At 70.4% G+C, this 13,189-nt stretch carries 16 protein-coding genes and 3 pseudogenes; 17 read left to right on the forward strand and 2 right to left on the reverse strand.

Features of this window, described 5'->3' with window-relative positions:
- Positions 1-164: 164 nt before the first annotated feature.
- From ACIRJP_RS25550 to ACIRJP_RS25575, 6 genes and pseudogenes are all read left to right on the forward strand, one after another.
- Entirely contained in the window at positions 165-935 is a 771-nt protein-coding gene (locus ACIRJP_RS25550; RefSeq protein ID WP_404178444.1) for a hypothetical protein, read from the forward strand.
- A 26-nt stretch (positions 936-961) separates the two neighbouring features.
- Positions 962-1,459 carry a hypothetical protein gene (locus ACIRJP_RS25555; RefSeq protein ID WP_404178447.1) on the forward strand — a complete coding sequence of 166 codons (498 nt, stop codon included), beginning with the start codon at positions 962-964 and terminating at the stop codon, positions 1,457-1,459.
- Between the two features lie 59 nt (positions 1,460-1,518).
- Positions 1,519-2,175: a hypothetical protein gene (locus ACIRJP_RS25560; RefSeq protein ID WP_404178450.1), complete on the forward strand. Its 657-nt coding sequence runs from the start codon at positions 1,519-1,521 to the stop codon at positions 2,173-2,175.
- Positions 2,061-3,849 (forward strand): annotated as a pseudogene (locus ACIRJP_RS25565) (type IV secretory system conjugative DNA transfer family protein). Before ACIRJP_RS25560 ends, ACIRJP_RS25565 begins: the two are co-directional and overlap by 115 nt.
- Positions 3,846-4,076 (forward strand): hypothetical protein, encoded by a 231-nt coding sequence (locus tag ACIRJP_RS25570; protein ID WP_404178453.1) that lies wholly within the window; start codon positions 3,846-3,848, stop codon positions 4,074-4,076. Before ACIRJP_RS25565 ends, ACIRJP_RS25570 begins: the two are co-directional and overlap by 4 nt.
- Positions 4,073-5,242, forward strand: a complete 1,170-nt coding sequence (locus ACIRJP_RS25575) for a DnaB-like helicase N-terminal domain-containing protein (RefSeq protein ID WP_404178456.1) — start codon at positions 4,073-4,075, stop codon at positions 5,240-5,242. The genes ACIRJP_RS25570 and ACIRJP_RS25575 overlap by 4 nt, the downstream gene beginning before the upstream one ends.
- A gap of 92 nt (positions 5,243-5,334) precedes the next feature.
- On the opposite strand, the gene ACIRJP_RS25580 is transcribed toward ACIRJP_RS25575, so the two are convergent.
- Positions 5,335-5,610: a hypothetical protein gene (locus ACIRJP_RS25580; RefSeq protein WP_404178459.1), complete on the reverse strand. Its 276-nt coding sequence runs from the start codon at positions 5,608-5,610 to the stop codon at positions 5,335-5,337.
- Between the two features lie 205 nt (positions 5,611-5,815).
- On the reverse strand, positions 5,816-5,977 hold the full coding sequence (locus ACIRJP_RS25585) for a hypothetical protein (protein WP_404178711.1): 162 nt from the start codon (positions 5,975-5,977) through the stop codon (positions 5,816-5,818).
- On the opposite strand from ACIRJP_RS25585, the pseudogene ACIRJP_RS25590 reads away from it, so the two are divergent.
- The 11 genes and pseudogenes from ACIRJP_RS25590 to ACIRJP_RS25640 form a co-directional block, all read left to right on the forward strand.
- A pseudogene (locus ACIRJP_RS25590) lies at positions 5,930-6,049 on the forward strand (DNA methyltransferase); the annotation flags it as partial. The gene ACIRJP_RS25585 and the pseudogene ACIRJP_RS25590 sit on opposite strands and share 48 nt — an antisense overlap.
- A 121-nt stretch (positions 6,050-6,170) precedes the next feature.
- A pseudogene (locus ACIRJP_RS25595) lies at positions 6,171-7,067 on the forward strand (DNA cytosine methyltransferase); the annotation flags it as partial.
- Between the two features lie 93 nt (positions 7,068-7,160).
- Positions 7,161-7,766 (forward strand): DUF4913 domain-containing protein, encoded by a 606-nt coding sequence (locus ACIRJP_RS25600; protein WP_404178462.1) that lies wholly within the window; start codon positions 7,161-7,163, stop codon positions 7,764-7,766.
- The gene (locus ACIRJP_RS25605) at positions 7,763-8,530 is read left to right on the forward strand and encodes a glycosyl hydrolase (RefSeq protein ID WP_404178464.1); all 768 of its coding nucleotides are present in this window, start codon (positions 7,763-7,765) and stop codon (positions 8,528-8,530) included. The genes ACIRJP_RS25600 and ACIRJP_RS25605 overlap by 4 nt, the downstream gene beginning before the upstream one ends.
- The gene (locus ACIRJP_RS25610) at positions 8,527-9,003 is read left to right on the forward strand and encodes a hypothetical protein (protein WP_404178466.1); all 477 of its coding nucleotides are present in this window, start codon (positions 8,527-8,529) and stop codon (positions 9,001-9,003) included. Before ACIRJP_RS25605 ends, ACIRJP_RS25610 begins: the two co-directional genes overlap by 4 nt.
- The gene (locus tag ACIRJP_RS25615) at positions 9,000-9,668 is read left to right on the forward strand and encodes a hypothetical protein (RefSeq protein ID WP_404178469.1); all 669 of its coding nucleotides are present in this window, start codon (positions 9,000-9,002) and stop codon (positions 9,666-9,668) included. The genes ACIRJP_RS25610 and ACIRJP_RS25615 overlap by 4 nt, the downstream gene beginning before the upstream one ends.
- A complete protein-coding gene (locus ACIRJP_RS25620) occupies positions 9,665-10,096 on the forward strand; it encodes a hypothetical protein (RefSeq protein ID WP_404178472.1) in 432 nt (143 codons plus the stop codon). Before ACIRJP_RS25615 ends, ACIRJP_RS25620 begins: the two co-directional genes overlap by 4 nt.
- 23 nt (positions 10,097-10,119) lie before the next feature.
- Positions 10,120-10,662 (forward strand): hypothetical protein, encoded by a 543-nt coding sequence (locus ACIRJP_RS25625; RefSeq protein ID WP_404178475.1) that lies wholly within the window; start codon positions 10,120-10,122, stop codon positions 10,660-10,662.
- 56 nt (positions 10,663-10,718) lie between these two features.
- A complete protein-coding gene (locus ACIRJP_RS25630; RefSeq protein WP_404178478.1) occupies positions 10,719-11,564 on the forward strand; it encodes a winged helix-turn-helix transcriptional regulator in 846 nt (281 codons plus the stop codon).
- A gap of 120 nt (positions 11,565-11,684) precedes the next feature.
- Positions 11,685-12,623 (forward strand): DUF317 domain-containing protein, encoded by a 939-nt coding sequence (locus ACIRJP_RS25635; RefSeq protein ID WP_404178481.1) that lies wholly within the window; start codon positions 11,685-11,687, stop codon positions 12,621-12,623.
- Positions 12,624-12,700: 77 nt separating this feature from the next.
- Positions 12,701-13,189 carry a hypothetical protein gene (locus ACIRJP_RS25640; protein ID WP_404178484.1) on the forward strand — a complete coding sequence of 163 codons (489 nt, stop codon included), beginning with the start codon at positions 12,701-12,703 and terminating at the stop codon, positions 13,187-13,189.

The following is a 13,189-nucleotide window of genomic DNA, read 5'->3' on the forward strand; positions in this document are numbered from 1 at the left end:
GCCAGCCGCTTCGGCCGTACGCCCCGCGCTGTCGCCCGCCCGTCCCCCGTCCGTACCCGGTCGCTGACCGCTTCCCGCCTCGGAGTGCGCCATGTCCCGCACCAGCAGAACCATCCCGGCCCTCGACCGCCTCAGCCCCCGAGCTTGCACCGGATGGATCAGTCATGCCCACCCACTACGACTCGCTTCCCGACATCGCAATCGGCCGCCACCCCGACTACGGCATCGTCGCTGCGAACCCGAAACAACTCGCCGCCAGCACATGGATGTTGAAGGGCTTCGAGTTTCACCCGGTCCCTGACCAGCCGACGCTGTACGCACTGGCCGACCAGCAGCGTGACGGACAGGGCCGCGCCACCCGGGCCGTCGCACTGCTACGCAAGGCCGGCTACCAGGTCGACGTGGATGCCGCGTTCGACCCCTCGCTGGCCTCCGGTGGAACTCCCGCCCGTGACCGGCCCCCGCGCATAGATCCCGACGTCGCGTTCGCCGAGCATCCGCGGCTCGGCATCGTCGCGGCCACCAGCGACCACTCCTCCGCGCTCGGCAGCCGACTGATCCTGGAGGAACACGGCTGGCGGCTGAACCCGAACCTGGATATCTACACGCTGCCCATCACCGCCAACCGCACCGAGGCCCTGGAGAAGGTCGCCAGCGCCACGGTGTCGATGCACCGATCCGATCTCCAGGTCGCGGTGCAGCCCCGTCTCGCCCAGGACGTAGCAACGCGCCGCCCTCCTGCACCCGCGCCAGCCGCGCGCCACGACCGCAGTCAGGGCTTCACCACCCGCAAGTTCCCCGTTAGCGCCGCCGCGCTCGCCGCCAGCCCAGCCCGCGCCGGCCTCCCGGGCAAGGCGCCGGTCCCCGCTCCCGCCGTCTCCGCTCCGGCGGCCCGGCCGGTCGACCCGCGCATTGCGTTCTCCCGCAATCGTTGACCCAACTCCCGTAAGGAGCAGTTCCCATGGCCGTGAAGACCATCTGGCAGATCACCCACTCCTGCGGCCACCAGGCCGAACGCGACCTGTCCGACCGGGCAGCCGACCGTCGCGCGGGCTTCGCCGAATGGCTCGCCAAGCAGGAGTGCACCGACTGTTGGCGGGCCGCCAAGGAAGGCGACGAGCAGGACAAGGCCGCCTGGCTGGAGGCCAAGCGGGCCGAAGAGCAGGCCAAATCCGAAGCCTGGTCGAAGCAGTACCGGATGCCTCCTCTGGAGGGGACCGAGCGAGCGGTCGCCTGGGGTGTCCGCTGTCGCCACCAGCTCCTGGCCGCTGCCTACACCGCCCTGGTCCTCGAAGGCGAGACCAGCGAGACGGAGTGGGAGGAGATCGAAGAGGCCGCTCGCACCATCACCCGTGCCGGGTGGTGGATCGACCAGCGCTCCTCCGAGCCCGACGACCTCGCCGAACTGCTCCAGGCAGCCACCGAGGCCGACCAGCCGACCGAGAACCCCCACTTCTGACCGCCCGGTGCCCCGCCTCAGCGGGGCACCGGCTCCCCTGTCAAGGACCTGGATACCCCATGCCCGAGTACCCCCTGCGCTTCGATGTGCGGCGCACCGAGAGCACCACGGACCTCCTCGGCCGCCTCCACCGCAGCGAGCCAGGCTTCGCCCCTTACCTGCTCACCGCCTGGTCCCCGGAGCTGACCGCCCAGGAGACCGTCGTCCAGCCGCACCTGGCACTGCTGCTCGATGAACCGGTCGCGCTGCGGAAACCGCGGGCCGGTCACACCGCGTCCCGGCGGCTCACCTGGCACTGCGCCATTCGCAACACCACCGACGTGGAACTCGACGACGACTGGTTCGAGCTGACGCGCGAGGTTCTCGACGCCTCAGGTATAGAGCCGGACGCCGATCCGGCGGCCTGCCGGTGGGCGGCCATGCGCAACCAGGCCAGCGGGCTCGACATCGTCGCGACCGTCATCCGCCAGGACGGCCGCTGGGCCCGGTTGCACAACGACGCCTACTTCGCCCGCGCCGCCTGCGCTTCCTCGATGACCAGCAGAAGAGCGCCGCGCGCCCCGCCCCCATCACTCGCCTGCGCTCACTTCCAGGACCCACCATGCCCGCACCGCGTACCAGCGCACCCTCGACCACCACCGGATCGGACGCGCTCCTCTACCTCCTCTTCGGCATACTCGGCATCGCGCTCGCCTTCGGTTCGCTGGCCTGGCTGAGCGGCAACCTCACCAACTCCCTCTTCGGGGAGGGGCCGTGGTCTCCGTTCAGGGCCGCTGACGCGCTGCTTCATCCCGAGGTGCTGTGGCCGCACCTGAGTACCACCGCCCTGCTGGTCGGCGTGCGGATCATCCCCGGTCTGCTGTCCGTCTGCCTCACCTTCCTCGGCCTGGTGCTGTGGATGCGGCTGCGCGGCGGCGCGAAGAACGGCCTCGCCCGGAAGGCCGACCTCGCTCCGCTGCTGGACAAGGAGATCACCGCCAAGGCCAAGGATCTGCGGCCGTCCCTGAGCGGCCGGGAGTGTAAAAGAGGTCGCCCCTGCTGACCGCGGCATCCTTCTCGGCACCCTCTCTCCGGGGCGGGCGAATGTCCGCGCGTCCTGGGAGGACGTGATCGTCGCGATCATGGCTCCGCGAAGCGGGAAGACCTCCGGACTCGCGATCCCCGCGATTCTCGCGGCGCCCGGCCCGGTCCTGCTCACCAGTAACAAGGCCGCGAACGACGCCTTCACCGCGACGGTGGACGCTCGGGCCGAGGTCGGCACGATCTGGACTCTCGACCCCCAGCAGATCGCCCACCACCCGCGCGAGATGTGGTGGGACATCTTGGCCGACGCCCGCGACCTGGCCGGGGCGAAACGTTTGGCCGGGCACTTTGTCGCCGCCAGCGTGGACGAGTCGAACGGCTCCGACTTCTGGTCCACCGCCGCGAGTAACACGCTCGGCGGGCTGTTCCTCGCTGCCGCCAGCCACCGGCGCCCGATCACCGATGTCCTGGCCTGGCTCGCCTCCCCCGCCGACCGGACCCCGGTCGACCTGCTCACCGATGCCGGCCACGACGCGGTGGCCGCTCAGCTTCAGGGCACTGTCTCCGGCGCGACCGAGACCCGCGACGGCATCTATGAGACCGCGCGGCAGTACGCGAGCTGTCTGCTCGACCCGGACGTTGCAGCCTGGGTCACGCCTGCCAAGGATCTCCCCGAGTTCAAGCCCTTCGATTTCGCCACGTCCCGCGACACCCTGTACCTGCTGAGCAAGGACGGCGGCGGCAGCGCGAGCGCGATCATCGCCGCAGCGGCCGACGCCGTGATGCGCGCGGCCGTGGTCGTCGCCGAGCGCTCCGGCGGACGGCTCGACCCTCCCGCCCTGTGCGTCCTCGACGAAGCCGCGAACGTCTGCAAAATCTCGGATCTCCCTGACCTGTACAGCCACTTGGGCAGCCGAGGCGTCATCCCGATGACGATCCTGCAGTCCTACCGGCAGGGCCAGCGGTGCTGGGGCGAGACCGGCATGGACGCGCTCTGGTCCGCGGCCACCGTCAAGATCATCGGAAGTGGCATCGACGACGCGGACTTCGCCGACCGGCTCAGCAGGCAGGTCGGCGACCACGACGTGCAGACCACCTCGGTGTCGACCAGCGACGGCGGCAAGTCCACCTCGGTGAGCATGCGCACCGAGCGGATCCTGCCGCCCGATGCGATCCGTGCCCTGCCCAAGGGCAAGGCACTGCTCCTGGCCACAGGCATCCGGGTCGCCATGCTCGATCTCCGGCCTTGGTACAAGGAGCCGTCCGCCAAGGTGGTCGGCCCAGCTTCGGCCCGTGCGACGAAGGCGATCACCGAGCGGGCCATCGCGAAGACCCACGGCCGTGACGACTTCGGGTTGTCGGCATGAGCGCGCCCAAGCCGCGTCCCGGGCGGTTCGTACGCTCGCCGGTCGTTCTGCGCGACGGGCAGTGGTGGTTGGTCAGCGGGGCCGGCTCGATACTCGCCTCCGATCCCACGTTCACCAGCACGCTGGACTGCTTCGCCCAGGCGATGGCCGCTGCCGACCAGGCGGTCGACGACCTCCACGCCCGGGATAGCGAACCTCCCGCTTCTGATGCAGGGGGGCAGCGATGAACCCGCTGCTCGGTGCGGAGCAGGCGGTGCTCGGTTCCGTGCTGCTCGACCCGGGTCAGCTCTCGCACCTTGACTGGCTCGCGCCGGATCACTTCTACCGGCCGGTCCACCAGGCGCTGTTCGCCGCGTTGCGCAAGCTCCGGGACGACAGCCACCCCGCGTTGGCCGAACAGTCCGTACCGCTGTCATGGGTGACCGATGCGGTCGACGAGGCCAGCACCCACGTACGGGGGCTGACCGCGGTGTACGCCCACACCCTGATCTCGGCCTGCCCGCGTCCCGCGCACGCTCCGGTGTACGGCCGCATGGTGCTGGAGGGCGCGATCCATCGCAGCATCACGGAACACGCCATCCGCCTTCACCAGGCGGCTCGCGCCGACTCCCTGCAGGGCGAAGTCGAGGGAGCCCTGCATTACGCGGACGTCCTTACCGGCGTGCTCAGCGATCTCGCACAGCGGTGGGGTACCGAACCGCGCCCGGTCGCGCCTGCTACTCCGCCGGCCACCGTCCCGGCCGTGCCACCGCCGGTTCGGGCCGACCAGGTCGCCGAGGACGAGCGGTTCCTTCTAGCCGTCCTCGCTGAGCAGCCGAAGGCCATGGACGAGGTAGTCGGCTGGCTGCGGCCTGGCGACTTCGCCGACCCCGCCCACGGGCAGCTCTACCGCTGCCTCGGCGCGCTGCACCACCGGGGTGAACCCATCGATCGGGTCACCTTGCTCTGGGAGGCCCAGCGGCGCGGGCTTCTGGCCGACGGAACGCTGTCCGGCGATCAGCTCGCCGCTATCTGCGACGGCGTGGGCCCAGGCAGCGCCGAATGGCTCGGCGAGCTGGTGATGCGCTCGTCGGTCACCCGCACGGCGGCGACCTCTGCGCGTGCCATCCGGGCCTTGGCGGAGAACGAGGCTCTGGCCCCCGGGCGGCTCATCAATCACGCGTTGCACGCGCTCGGTCCACTCGATGAAGTGCGTGCCCGCTGGCAGGCGGCGAACGGCCGCTCCGCACCGACGCCGACGGCCCCGGCTCCTTCGCCGACCGGGCCGCCCCCTGCGCAGGTGCACGCGGCGCTCGCCCGCAGCACACCGCGCCCAGTCTCGCCACCCTCGGCCCGGCCTGGATCTGCCCCCAGCCCGGTCGCCGTGCGACCGCCCTCTCGCGGACACGGCTGAACCCTCCCCCTTCCCGTCGCTCGTCCTCTCCCTTGGGATTCACCGTGAACAACACCCCCGTCTCCGACGCCCTGGCCCTGCGGGCCACGGCCTCAGCCTTCGATGCCCAGCGCGGCAAGCTCCCGGTCCCCGGAAACCCCCACCGCTCGCCGAACAGCGTCGTCGTCGCCAGGCAGATCTCCGAACTCGGCACGCTGATACGCGGTTTGGGCGACGAAGTCCTCTTCCGTGTCGCCGACCAAGACCAGGAGGCCCACAGTGCGCGGGTCATCACCAGCTTCGCCGCCGCCGTAGGCCCTGCCGGCGAGGCGGCATCCGCTCTCGGGGCAGTGGCCCACCAGCTCTCGTTCCTGAACCAGACCGAGCACCTCCGCGACCAGCCCGATGCCCGGGACGCTCGGGAGGCTGCGGCGCGGGTGACGGATGACGCGCTCGGCATAGCGACCACGGCCCTACGCGAAGCAGCCGACTCTCTTCACGCCGCGTCGGCGACGGTTTCGCCTCCGTCCACGCGGCTGCAGGCAGCCCGCAGCCGGTCCACGACCGCAGCTCCTGCATTCGCTTCACCTTCGCCTACTGTCCCGGGAGCAGCAGCTCCTGCGGACCGGATCGCTCGGGGTCGGTGACATGCAGACCGCCATCGCGCGCCCTCCGCTGATCGGCTCGCTCTGCTCCGGGTACGGCGGGCTGGACCTCGGCGTCCAGTCCGCGCTCGGCGGCACGCTGGCCTGGCACGCGGAAGTCGATCCGAATGCCTCGCGCATCCTGGCCCGCCACTGGCCCGGCGTCCCGAACCTGGGCGACATCACGACCGTCGACTGGTCCACCGTTCCCCAGGTGTGCGTCCTGACGGCCGGTTTCCCCTGTCAAAGACGTCTCGGTCGCCGGCCGCCGGGCCGGACTCAACTCCCAGACCCGCTCCGGGCTCTGGCTGCACGTCGCCCGTGCGGTCGCAGCCCTCCGACCCTGCCTGGTTGTGATCGAGAATGTGCGCGGCCTCCTCACCTCACCCGCCGGTTCCCCTGGCGACGTGGAACCCTGCCCGTGGTGTCTGGGAGACGCCCCAGGTCAGCCTCCTCTGCGGGCACTCGGTGCCGTACTCGGATCCTTGGCCGACCTCCGGTACGACGCGAAGTGGCTCGTGCTTCGCGCCTCCGATATCGGAGCCCCGCACCGCCGCGAGCGCACTTTCCTCGTCGCCTGGCCCGCCGAACACGCTATTCAAGACGCCGACCAGCAACATCGCGAAGAACGGCGGCTCGCAACACCCCTCCAAGAGGAAGAGCGGAGGACACGGCCCGAACCTGGCCGACGAGGTGGAGTGGCTCCTGCCTACGCCGAAGGCATCGGACGGGATCAAGGGCTCGCCCAACCAGCGTCACGGCAATGGGGACATGACCCTGCCGAGCCCGGCGGCATCGCTGCTGCCCACACCGCGGGCCAGCGACACGGGCACGCCGGGACGCCGGCCGGGCAAGGGGTGGCACCCTCCCCTGTCGGCAGTGGTTCTGCCGCTCTGGACGGAATCGACTCCGGAAACCGAGAGCCCGACCGCCGATGGGGGGCGTACGCAGCCGCCATCACCCGATGGGAGATGCTCACCCGCCCCGCGCCTCCGCCCGCCGATGGGGCCGGACGGCTTCGTGCCGACTTCGTGGAGTGGATGCAGGGCCTGGAGCCCGGCTGGGTCACCGCCACTCCAGGGCTCGGACGACCAGCTCAGCTCACGGCGCTCGGCAATGGCGTTGTTCCCCAACAGGCCGCACGAGCAATGCAGTTGTTGGCGCCGCCTTTCCCGCGCTGCCCTCGCTGCGCGACGGCGTAGCGCCCCACTACCGGGCTTTCCCGGCCGGACCAAATCGCGGTTCCTCCGGATCCTCTTCCTCATGTCGCCGTCTCACAGATGGAGCACGCCCCCATGTCCGACACCAGCACGACCGCCCCCGACCCGGAGCCGTTCCGCGTCCCCGACGGGGACCTCGACGACCTCGCCAGCACGCTCGCCAAGACCATGGCCGAGGTCAGGCAGCACGGCGTCATCCTCGACCGCCTGGGCTCCGAGCCCGCTCCCGCCTCCGCCGCACTCCCGTCGTCTGACGGCGTTCCGGCCGCAGAGGCGACCAGCTCCGCGCAGGAGGATGGCCCCGCTTCGGTGTTCATCCTCGCCTTGGGCGGTGAGGCGTACGCCACCGAGATCGCCGCCCTCAGCGACTGGGTGAACTACCTCTTCCTCCCGGTGTACGGCCGAGAGATCAGCACGACCCGCCCATGGTGCGCGCAGTGGCACGAACACCCCGAAGCCGTTGCCCGGCTGCACGCACTCTGGCTCGCGTGGCAGCAGCTCACCGACACCGAGGCCGGCCTGTCCGGTCCTTCCACGTGGCACCGCGACCACCTGGACCAGGCGCTGGTCCATCTCCGTGCTCCCGACGGCCCCTTCGCCGCGTGCACGACGAGCCCCAACCGACCCAACCATCGCGTGCTGGCCACCCCTACGCCCGAGCAGTTGGAGCTGGCGGCATGAGCAACGAACTCGACTTCCGCCTGGACGACTTCGAGCCCGCCGACGCAGACTCGGAGTACGCGCAGCAGCGGTTCTGGGCTGGCGACCTGACCGTCCTTGCCGAGCACCACACCACCCCCAACGGCTCCCACAGCTTCGTCCTCGCCCACGACGGCTCGGTCACCTGGGGGGTACCTGGCGAGCCCCAGATTCGCGCGATCAAGGTCGCACGGGACCTCAACCAGAACACCTTCACGTTCGAGTCGACCTATCACTCCACCGTGTCCTTCGCTCAGAACTGGCTGACCGAGCGCGGTTGCCCGTCCGAGCGGATTTCCCAGGTTGGCGACGACTTCATGAAGCCCGCCGACGACCTCACCGCGCGGGTCGAACAGAAGCTCCGCACGTCGGGCGACCGGTACAAGGTCCTCGACAGCTACACCTCGGACTTCGACCCGTGCGAGACATGGACGTTGACCCGCGACTCCACTGCTGCTCAGGCGCCGATTCGTGTCTTCCTCGAAGAAGGGGACTTCGACGCACACACGTACACGATGCGCGAGGGTGCCTTCGCCGACGAGGACGCCGCCCGGCACTGGCTGGACGACCGCAGCACCGCGCTGCCGCAGCCGCCGGAATACCGCGGAGACGCCGCTGCCCTCCGGACCCGCGCTGCCCTCACCCGGTCGGCCGGTGCCTCCGCGATACCGAAGGCCGGCCTCGGCGCCCCCAGCGCGCCGTCGACAGGAACGGCACAGCGACCGAGCCCCGGGCGGTCGATGTGAGCCGCGCCCGCTTCGCCTTCTCCGCACACCCGGACGCCATCGCGGACCTGCGGGAGCTTCCCGACGAGATGCGTGACTTGGCTCTGCTGGAACTGCAGAACCTGGTTCACGGCAGCGACGACTGCCTACCGCTGAAGGGTCGCCTCGCGGGCTTCCACAAGGTCTACGTCGATCCGTCCGTCTCCTACCGGATGGTCATCCAGTTCCGCCCGGCTCCTCCGACCTCGTACCACAAGCGCGAGATCTATCTCGTCGCCGCCGGTAGCCGGAAGGACTACGCGGTCTACCGCACAGCGCACCTGCGCACCGGCCCCCACCAGGACACCGAGACAGCTTCTGCCTCCGAGGCGCGCGTGCAGGCCGCTCGATCCCGCTCTCCCCGCGCGGTCGACCAGCCGACTGCGGTCCCGGCAACTCCTCCCGCAGCAGTCCAACCCACTGCTGCCGCTCCTCGAAAGGCTCCCCAGCGATGACCGCCGGCCGCACCCCCCTGGCACGCGCCGAACTGGCTGACCTCCTCACCGAGGTTGCGCACAGCGTCTCCGGCATCCTCACTGCCGAGTATCCGACGGCCGCTAGCCGTTCCTACCTGCACCCCGTGCTCGGTGCATTGTCCGCCGGGCCCCAGGTCGTCTGCGAGCTGAACGACCGGCTCGAAGGCTTCGTGGCCGACGATCCGCTCCCCACGACGCCGGCCGGTCTCTTCACCCTGGCCTCCTACGCCTCGGCGCTGGGATGGCTCACCGAGTCCCTCGCCGAGCTGACCGCCTCGGTCGACCGGATCTGCACGCGCCTCGGCATCCCCACGGAGCCACCAGACCCGGCCCTCGCCGCACGGGTCAGTGTGGAGAAGAATAGCGAGTTCGACTTTGCCTTCAGCGCCCTGGAGTTGGCGGCGATCCGTACTGCGGCCGAGGCCGCCGGTCTCGCGCCGGTCGACTACGTCGAGGTGCTCTCCGAGTCCCTGCTCGCAGCCTCCCGTATCACCGACGCCTGCATGGAGATCTCCAGCGGCCTACTCGAAGACGCCGCGTACGTCCTCGGCGAGGTGACCGACCACGTCTGGATCGGCGACGGTCCCGAGAGCCTGCCCACTCTGGTCCGCTCCCTGCTCGCCCGGATGGAGGCGGCGGAATGAACCCTCATGACGCGACCGGCCGGGACGCTGACTGGGCCATCTCGGGTGATCGCCGCCTCGGGGCCCTCGAAGCCGTCGAGGCTGGCGGACTGCGATTCCACCAGAGCGCCGTCTACGGCTACATCTACCTCTCCGACGGACAGGGCCAGCGCCCCAACCCGGAGGTCTGGCCTGAAACCGTCCAGCGGCTGGTCACCGACGGGCTACTCGCCCAGGACACCAGCGAGGGGCTGTACCGGCCTGGACAGCTCCTCTCGCTCACACCGCAGGGCAAGGTGGCCCTCCGAGACGCCCGTACGGCCACGCCGCGCGTATCCGCAGCCCTCAGCCGCAGCGGCGCTGCAGCGATCTCCGGCACCAGCCCCGGCGTCGACCCATCCGCCGCACCTGCGACAAGCACGGCCACCAGGCCGTTCCGTTCCCGCTGATCTCCCTCGAAAGGACGCCCCCCATGTCCACCGCGATCTACACCCGCCGCCTGGTCGAGCACCGGTACGGCCGCCCGCTGGAGAAGCTGCAGCGCGGCAACGCCTCCGGCCGTTCCGACGACCCCGTCCTGCCCATCCTGCTGCGACGGCTCGACGGACTCGCCCAGACCGGCGTCGATGCCCGGTCAGCCCGCCGCAACCTCGACGCGGCCTGGCAGCGGCACCGCTCCGGCGAACACGCCCTCGACGATCTCGTGCTCCTGTACGCGACCGAAGTCGTCGACCTCGAACGCCAGGAACAGAGCGAGGCGGAAGCGGTCTGGGACCTGCTGGATGTCCGTTTCCTCCTGGACGCCGCCTCTGCTCGGCAGCCGTCGGCTGATCGAGCCGCCCCTTCTCCAGACGATCAGGACCTACTGGTCATCGCCCGCGAGGTCGCCGCCGGCCTGCATCGCCTCAACCGCGAGGCACTGCGCCGTGGCCTGCACGACCGCGGCGTCCACGTCAGCAACCGCCGCCTCGGCGCGGTGCTCCAGAGGCTTCGAGCCGAGAGCACCTCCCGCTGACCGCCCAGGCGCACCGCAAATCCACAAACCCCCTTCGCTCTTACGGAGTTCGCCCCATGTCCGCCTCCTCTCATTCCTCCGCCGCCTCGATCGGGTCGGTCGAGGCCCAACGTGTCGAGGACGCGCTTTCCCTGATAGCACCGAAGTGGACCACCTGGTCGGCGCAGACCCTGGCACAGCAGGGCAGCCCCATGCGTGTGCGTGACGTCGCGACCAGGCTCCCCTTCGTCAGCGAGCAGCTCGTCGGCAAGCGGCTGGCCCAGATGCACGCTGATGGACTGGTAACCCGAGCCGCCGACCGCCATGGCGCTCCGTATCAGCTCAGCGCCTTCGGCGAATCGCTGTCGCGGGTGCACCACGCCCTTTCTGACTGGTCCCAGGCCAACCTGTCGCTCGGCGGCCAGGTAGCCGGTGCCGAACGCATCGAGGACGCGGTGCGGCGGCTGCACCTACGGCATTCGACCGCCGTGATCCAGGTTCTCGACGCGGGCGGCCCCATGCGGATCGTCCACATCGCCGAGGAGGCCGGCCTGGACAACGGCTTCACCCGGCAGCGCCTCAACCGGCTTCAGGTCGACGGCTTGGTCGCCCGTACCGGGCCCCGCCACGGCGACCCGTACGTCCTGACCGACGCCGGGCGAGCGCTGGGCCCCGTCTACGCAGCCGTCGAGCGCTGGAGTGACCCCGTCGCCGCACGGAATCGCTCGGCACCGCCGACCCCTGTCGCGGCGGCCACCCGGACCCACACCGGCGTCCCGCTGGGGTCGGACAACATCCGAACTTCGGCGGCCCTGCGCCGGAGCGCCGCCGCGCCGAGCGCTCTGTTCAGCCACGCGCCGCAGCCGCATCCGCGGGTGCCCGCAGCCGTCACCGCCCGGTCGACCCCCTCTCGGGGCCGGTGATCCGAGTGACGCTGAGAGCCAGCCACGCCTCCCCGTTGCCACGGCGCCCGCGTGCAGTCGAGCAGCCCGTGCCGCTGCGCACGCGGGCGCGTTCACCTCCCTCACCCCGGAGCCTCGACCATGAACACCCGGCAGCCCTACACCCAGGATCCCTACCAAGAGGTACTGGTCAGCCCCATGTACCTGGCCGGTTCCAACGGGACCGGAGACGCTGGCTTCGCCCCCGTCGCTCACTGGCCCCATCACTACCTCGAAGAGGGCCCCTGCCAGCTTCTTGTAACCTCGCCCGATCAGAGGATCCGTATCGGCTGGTTCGGCGACGACTTCGAGCTGTGGAAGATCATCGCAGCCGAGGAGGCCGTCTCCGCACCCCGCTGGACGGCAACCTTCAACCATGTCACCCCGGCCGAGATCGTCGCCGGTCTCACCACCGCTCTCGCTCACGACTACGCCGAAGCCGATGCCTACGAGGGCAACGGGCGCTTCCTGGCGAGCCCTTCCTATCACTGGGCCGACGCCGTCCGGCCCCTGACCGATGCGGGCTGGACCCGCGACGGCGGAGCCGAGCCGGGCACCGTCGAGATCATCGCCCTGGACGGACAGGCAGGCGTCCTCATCGACAACCGTCGCTCCCGTCTGGACGACGAAGCCGTAACGCTCTGGGCGGGTCCACCGGGCTGGGGCACTCGCGCGGAAGCAGTCTTCTCCGCCCGTACTCCCTCGCATTTGATCGCCGCAACGGCAGCGGCCATGGCCGATCCAGCCCCGGCGGCACGTGAGCGGCACCAGATCCATCGCGAGGTGGAGCACCTGGTCTCGCTCACCTCCGTCGGCCCGACCGCCCCCCAGGTTCCTCGGGCTCCCACTCCCCTTGACGTACGCCGCACTGCCGTCACGCAGGCCGTCCACCGCGCCGCACGTTTCCCTCGGACAGCCACCGACCTGCGGGTCATGGCCGCCCGCAGCCGTACAGCGGCCTCAGCGCAGAACCGGTCGAGCAATCCCTGCGCCCGCTCTCGGGGCCAGGCCGTCGGCCACCCCGACACCCCCACGCCATAGCCGCTGACTATCGGCTCCGGTCCCTCTGGGACAGCACCTCTGCCGAAGCACCCATTCCGAATGCCGGGAGTTCCACCATGCCCGACGCCACGGCACTCGATCAGGCCACGGCCATGATCGAGAAAGCCTGGGGCCGCCCGATTGAAGCTCTGGAGTCCCTCGCGGTCCGCCGCCCGAGCGACGACCCGCTCCTGCGCTCAGCTATGCACATCCGCTCGGCCCTGGTCATCACCGACAACGCCGTGTCTGTGCACCAGGACCGTCAGCACGCCCTCACCCGGCCCAGCCACGTGCCGGCCTTCTACGACCTGGAACGGATCACCAGCTCAGCGGCGGACCTTCGCGTCGCCCAAGCGGAGAGCCGTACTTCCCTGCAGGCAATCAGCCACGTGATTGAAGCACGTGAAGCCGCCGGGACCGCGGACCGGGCCCCAGCAGTTCGGCTGGCCCAGGCCGCTGTCGCCCGCTCCGGGCACGCTCCACGCGCCCTGGGCCAGTCACCCGATCAGCACGCTCCTTCGGCCGCTGTCGGCCCGTCGGTGGCCGGGCTGGGGCCGCACCGCTGA

This window comes from Streptomyces sp. NPDC102437 (assembly GCF_044765565.1).
Classification (GTDB): Bacteria; Actinomycetota; Actinomycetes; order Streptomycetales; family Streptomycetaceae; genus Streptomyces.